7 protein-coding genes are annotated in these 5,447 nt (G+C 37.5%); all 7 read left to right on the top strand.

The annotated features are described in order from the left end of the window. A partial coding sequence (locus Q0L68_RS15595; RefSeq protein ID WP_296705014.1) for a hypothetical protein occupies positions 1–422 on the top strand: 422 nt, incomplete at its 5' end. A gap of 1 nt (position 423) precedes the next feature. Further along, the gene (locus tag Q0L68_RS15590; RefSeq protein ID WP_296705012.1) at positions 424–717 is read left to right on the top strand and encodes a transcriptional regulator; all 294 of its coding nucleotides are present in this window, start codon (positions 424–426) and stop codon (positions 715–717) included. A 52-nt stretch (positions 718–769) separates the two neighbouring features. Further along, on the top strand, positions 770–1,096 hold the full coding sequence (locus Q0L68_RS15585) for a hypothetical protein (RefSeq protein ID WP_296705008.1): 327 nt from the start codon (positions 770–772) through the stop codon (positions 1,094–1,096). A 58-nt stretch (positions 1,097–1,154) separates the two neighbouring features. Continuing rightward, positions 1,155–1,895 (top strand): DoxX family protein, encoded by a 741-nt coding sequence (locus Q0L68_RS15580; RefSeq protein WP_296705006.1) that lies wholly within the window; start codon positions 1,155–1,157, stop codon positions 1,893–1,895. Between the two features lie 51 nt (positions 1,896–1,946). Further along, a complete protein-coding gene (locus tag Q0L68_RS15575) occupies positions 1,947–3,191 on the top strand; it encodes a hypothetical protein (protein ID WP_296705004.1) in 1,245 nt (414 codons plus the stop codon). Positions 3,192–3,294: 103 nt separating this feature from the next. Next, positions 3,295–4,566 carry a sodium:proton antiporter gene (locus Q0L68_RS15570; protein ID WP_296705003.1) on the top strand — a complete coding sequence of 424 codons (1,272 nt, stop codon included), beginning with the start codon at positions 3,295–3,297 and terminating at the stop codon, positions 4,564–4,566. 64 nt (positions 4,567–4,630) lie between these two features. Then, a partial coding sequence (locus Q0L68_RS15565) for a serine hydrolase (protein ID WP_296705002.1) occupies positions 4,631–5,447 on the top strand: 817 nt, incomplete at its 3' end.

Below are 5,447 nucleotides of genomic sequence, written 5' to 3'. Positions count from 1 at the left end.
AGCTAATTTGGAGAATCCTCATTTTGTCTGGAGTTATTTTGATTTTGGCGCTCTTTACAGCTTGGAGTATGAGCAAAAGAAAAAGTGAAAAGGCTTCTCAAAAGTTCTGGACTAATGCCAGCAAGCGATTTTGGAAGGCTCTTTTTATCCCTGTTTTACTGGGTGGTTTGTTTTCTTTTGCATTGGTACATGAAAGTACTTTTGAATTGATCCCAGCTGCCATGTTGTGCTTCTACGGATTAGGTTTAATCAGTGCTTCGCATTTTACTTTAGGAGAAATAAAAAAACTAGGATATACTCAAATAGTGATAGGAGCTTTAGCAGCGTTTTTTCCTGCTTTTGGTTTATGGTTTTGGGCTGCTGGTTTTGGAATTACCCATGTCATCTACGGCAGTATGATGTATTATAAATACGACCGATAAAGTGAAGGGGAATTACGATAAAGCTTTTGAAAATGTGGTCCGGCTAAGGGTCATGTCCATTTTGATGGTGAATGAGGAATATGATTTTAATTCCTTCAAAGAACTGTTGGATGTGACAGATGGAAACCTGGCCTCTCACTTAAAAAATCTTGAGAAACAGGAATATATAGAAGTAAACAAATCCTTTATAGGTAGAAAACCATTAACCAATTACGCTGCAACAAAGAAGGGTAAAAAGGCCTTTCAAGACCATTTAGAGTTTCTGGAAAATTTGATCAAAGAAAATAAAATCTAAAAAAATTTATCAATCTACTTTGTAAAACAAAGTACTTTCAAAAAATAGAAATATGGACACCAATAACAAATTTCTGAATGACATCCATCCCAAATCCGCATTCATTTCCGCAATCATAGGCGCGAGTATTCCATTCTCATGGCTTATGTTTCTCATTCTTGTAAAAAGTGAATTCTTTGAAAATTGGATGTTTATCCCACTTACTTTCATTCCGCTGGGCGGGATTTTTGGAGGACTATTCTTCTATCTCATGGGGTTTGTTTGGTTCCCAAAAGGCAAGCCTAAGTTGATTGCAATAATCTTTAGCACTTTGGTTTATTTCATATCTATTTGGCTGAGTGCAGTTTTCGCCTTTAGCCTCACTGGTCATTGGAATTGATTTTAGCTCAATACATTCAATCTATCCGCTCCCATTGAAAATCGAAATTTAAATTACAATGACTACAACAAAACTCCTTCCGTCCTTTGATTCCTATTATTTCCAAATCAAGAAAAATAGATGGCATTGGATTTTTCAACTTGTTTGTAGAATCCTCCTAGCCTATGCTTTTTTAATTGCTGGAATGGTCAAGATTCTCGGCGAAAGATTCGCCAGCGGATTATCAGAGATTCATCCTATGGGAGCTTACCTCGAAGCACTTCATCACACAGGGTATTATTACACCTTTATCGGATACGCACAGGTAATTGCCGCCATCCTTCTTCTCATACCAAGAACTGTTTTATTAGGGGCCTTGCTTTATCTACCGATCATTGTAAACATTTGGGTATTGTCATTTGCGGTTCGCTTTGTAGGCTCCTTTGTTACTTCTCCATTAATGGTTTTGGCAAATCTCTACTTGCTCGCATGGCATTATGATAAATTGAGATACATCTTGCCGTTCAACCACTATTCAAAGGATGTCAGTGTACCTAAACCAACCAAGTACACCTTAAAATTCCCAATCTTCTTTTTTCTCGGGGTAATTTCTACCATGGCATTCATTGTTTGGTTTTCACTATTTGGCCATGACGTAATGCCTCAGAATACTTTAGATTCCTGTAAAAACCAGTTTATTGACACAAAAAATGAAGCAGAAGGATTTGAATTCTGTGAATGCATCCACACTGTAGGAAGTCCTCTAGATCAGTGTTTAGAACGATACGAACAGGCAATCGACAAAAAATCAATTGTGTAAAAACTTCAATGTAATATTAAAAATTGATCCCAAATTTAAACTCTTAGTAAAATGAAAAACGACATCCTAAACCATATAGATGATCCAGCATATCTGGAGCAACTGTATCGAAAGAACAAACCTAAGTTCAAAGAGTCCTTTGGGATAATATATCCTGATTTAAAAGGGAGTCAAGTTGGAGAATTTTGGCAAGAGAGGCTAAATTATGAATCCAGCTCTATCTCCTGGGGCGAAAAAAACGAACTCGTTTACGTTTTTATTGGCTGTCTCATTGCTGGACTCATCGCAAAATCTCCCGCATTCTTCTCCATCTCAGAAGACTTTTTCTATCCGAGAAATATTGGATTTATCGTTTTCCCGATATTGACAGCCTTTTTTGTCTGGAAAAACAAACTCTCATTATCCATCACTAGCACTCTTTTTGGCATCATGGGTATTTCTTTCGTCTACATAAATTCCCTGCCAGATGCCTCGGAAAGCGATACATTGATTTTGGCTTGCATTCATCTTCCTTTGGTTTTATGGGTTTTACTGGGTACTGCTTTTGAAGAAAAGAAAAAATTCAAAATCTCCATTCCATTGGAGTTCCTCCGCTTTAACGGAGATGCTGCCGTCATGATCGCTGTTTTAGGAATTGCGGGTGGAATTCTTACCGGAATTACTTTTGGGTTATTTTCTTTGATCGGAATAGAGCTTGAAACTTTCTTTGAAAAATATATTCTCGTTTTCGGACTACCGGCGATACCGATTTTGGCCACATTTCTAACAAATACTAATCCTCAATTAGTCAATAAGGTATCTCCAATCATCGCCAAATTATTTAGTCCGGTGGTTTTAATCATGCTCACTGTGTACCTGATTGCGATCCTTTATACCGGGAAAGATCCTTACAATGATCGAGAGTTCTTATTAACATTTAACATTATGCTTATCGGGGTAATGTCTTTGATCTTCTTCTCGGTGGCTGAAACAACTGTAAAAGAGAAGATAAACTTCAATATTTGGGTACTTCTTTTATTATCAGTTGTCACCATCATTGTTAATGGCATTGCACTATCAGCAATTATTTTCAGGATATCAGAATGGGGTATCACTCCAAATAGAATGACAGTATTAGGAGCCAATATTCTAATTTTAATTCACCTGCTTTGGGTAACTAACCGATTGTATCTCAGTATCTCCAAACGAGGTAAAATCACCGATGTAGGTAAAACCATTGTTTCATTTGTTCCAGTTTACTTTATCTGGGCTTTGATCGTTGTTTTCCTATTCCCATTGATATTTGGGTTTATTTAAATCTTTGATGCAGGTATCATTTTTAGGATTGGTACCTGCATTTTCTTTGGCATTCATGAAATGGTTGTAATTTGCTATTCCACCAATTTTCTATCAGAATCCAATGAGCATTTTTAGCATTATCACCATTTTAATTGTCCTATCAGCAGGCTTTGCTTTTATCAATACAAAGTTTCTGAAATTACCCTTCACGATCGGTCTGATGATCATTGCTATTGGTTTTGTTGCAATTATCACTTTGCTGGGCAGTTTTAACCACTTCATTTTGGATGAAGCAAAACTATTAATCCAGTCTATTGATTTTGAAACAGCGCTTTTGGATGTTATGCTGAGTTTTTTACTTTTTGCCGGTGCCCTCCACACCAAGCTTGACGCGCTCAAAAGCCAAAAGGCTCCGATTGCGCTTTTTGCTACCATGGGAGTAGTTCTTTCTACTTTTTTGGTAGGCACGATGATGTTTTATGTATTTATTCTATTTGATCATGAGGTCAATTACATTTACTGTCTTCTTTTCGGTGCATTAATTTCCCCTACAGATCCTATTGCTGTTTTGGGTATTCTAAAAGAAGCAAATGCTCCTAAAAAGCTGGAAATTAAAATTGTAGGCGAATCACTTTTCAATGACGGAGTAGGTGTAGTCGTTTTTTTGGTAATCTTCCAAATCGCAAAACAAGGAATCGGAGCTGTGGATGCCAGCGAAGTAGGAATTCTTTTTTTAGAAGAGGTAGTTGGAGGGATTGCTCTTGGATTAATTTCTGGTTGGTTGGCTTTCCAAGTAATGAAAGTAATAGATCACTACGAAACCGAGGTGATTATTACATTAGCCTTGGTGATGGGGCTTTCTGCCTTGGCACATATCCTTCATGTTTCCGGTCCATTAGCAGTGGTAGTTGCTGGAATTTTTATTGGAAACAAATCACCAAAAATAGCATGGTCTGAAACTACCCATAATTATGTAGATAAATTTTGGGAACTGATAGATGTGTTATTGAATGCCGTTCTTTTCGTGTTAATCGGGTTGGAAATATTTGTGATAACACTTACCAAAGAATACCTTCTTCTGGGCCTGATCGCTATTCCAGTAGCTCTTTTTGCAAGATATTTAGCATTAGCCGGCCCAATCGCAATCTTTGATAAACGTCTTGATTTTATCCCAAAAACGAATCTAATCATGACTTGGGGAGGAATCCGGGGAGGAATATCAATAGCCCTTGCATTGTCGCTTGAGCCTCAAATGGAACGTGAGCTCTTTCTGACCGTGACTTATGTGATCGTTGTGTTTTCAATTATAGGGCAAGGCTTGACCATAGGATCTTTGGTGAAAAAGGTTTTGGCAAGCTACTCTACTAAGGACTCAACTCACTCCAAAATTTGATTTACTATTACTTTTTGGCTTATGCCAAGGCTTCATTACCTTTTAGTCCCAAACAAATAAAGCCATGAACTATTCCTTTGCCAGTTTCATTTCTATCTGCCTTTTTATTTCAGCTTGCTCAACTCCAAAAGACAATACAAATAGCTCTGATAATACAATTAACCATACTTTTTCGACAGATTATCAAAAGCCAGAATTTACAACAGAACAAAACGTTGATAAAATAAAAAGTATAGCTGATGAGTTAAAATCTATTATGGAAGACTATGCGAAAGAAAAACACATTCCCGGGATAGCATATGGAATAGTGATGGAAGAAGAGTTGGTTTTATCGGATGCAGTTGGTTTCATGGATTTAGAAAAACAAATCCCAGCTGAGACAAGCACTGATTTCAGAATCGCCTCAATGACAAAAAGTTTCACAGCCATGGCCATCCTGAAGCTTAGAGACGAGGGAAAGATTAATCTAACAGATCCTGTTTCTGATTACATTCCTGAAATGGCCAATATCACTTATTTAACAAAAGATGCACCAATCATAGATATTGAAAATCTTCTAACAATGACTGCTGGATTTCCTGAGGACAACCCTTGGGGCGATCGGCAGTTAGACGAACCCAACCAGATGCTATTGGACATGATTTCTGAAGGAATTTCGTTTTCCAATGTCCCCTCTTTTGAGTACGAATATAGCAACACTGGCTATGCAATGTTGGGATATATTGTATCTCAGGTATCTGGGAAACCATTTCAGGAGTACATAAAGAAAGAAATTCTTACACCTCTCGGGATGAACAGCACCTACTGGGAAGTGGATAATGTGCCTACTGGGCAACTTGCAATTGGTTATCGATGGGAGGATGAAGAATGGAAATTGGAAC

It is taken from the genome of Algoriphagus sp., from assembly GCF_024642405.1.
Taxonomy (GTDB): Bacteria; Bacteroidota; Bacteroidia; order Cytophagales; family Cyclobacteriaceae; genus Algoriphagus.
The sequence above is the reverse complement of the archived record's forward strand: the minus strand, read 5'-3'. Positions and strand labels throughout refer to the sequence as shown.

What these genes read in the sequence shown, in the direction of transcription:
- Q0L68_RS15585 (WP_296705008.1), top strand. Translation starts at nt 770, where the DNA reads ATGGACACCAATAACAAATTTCTGAATGACATCCATCCCAAATCCGCA.
- Q0L68_RS15580 (WP_296705006.1), top strand. Translation starts at nt 1,155, where the DNA reads ATGACTACAACAAAACTCCTTCCGTCCTTTGATTCCTATTATTTCCAA.
- Q0L68_RS15570 (WP_296705003.1), top strand. Translation starts at nt 3,295, where the DNA reads ATGAGCATTTTTAGCATTATCACCATTTTAATTGTCCTATCAGCAGGC.
- Q0L68_RS15575 (WP_296705004.1), top strand. Translation starts at nt 1,947, where the DNA reads ATGAAAAACGACATCCTAAACCATATAGATGATCCAGCATATCTGGAG.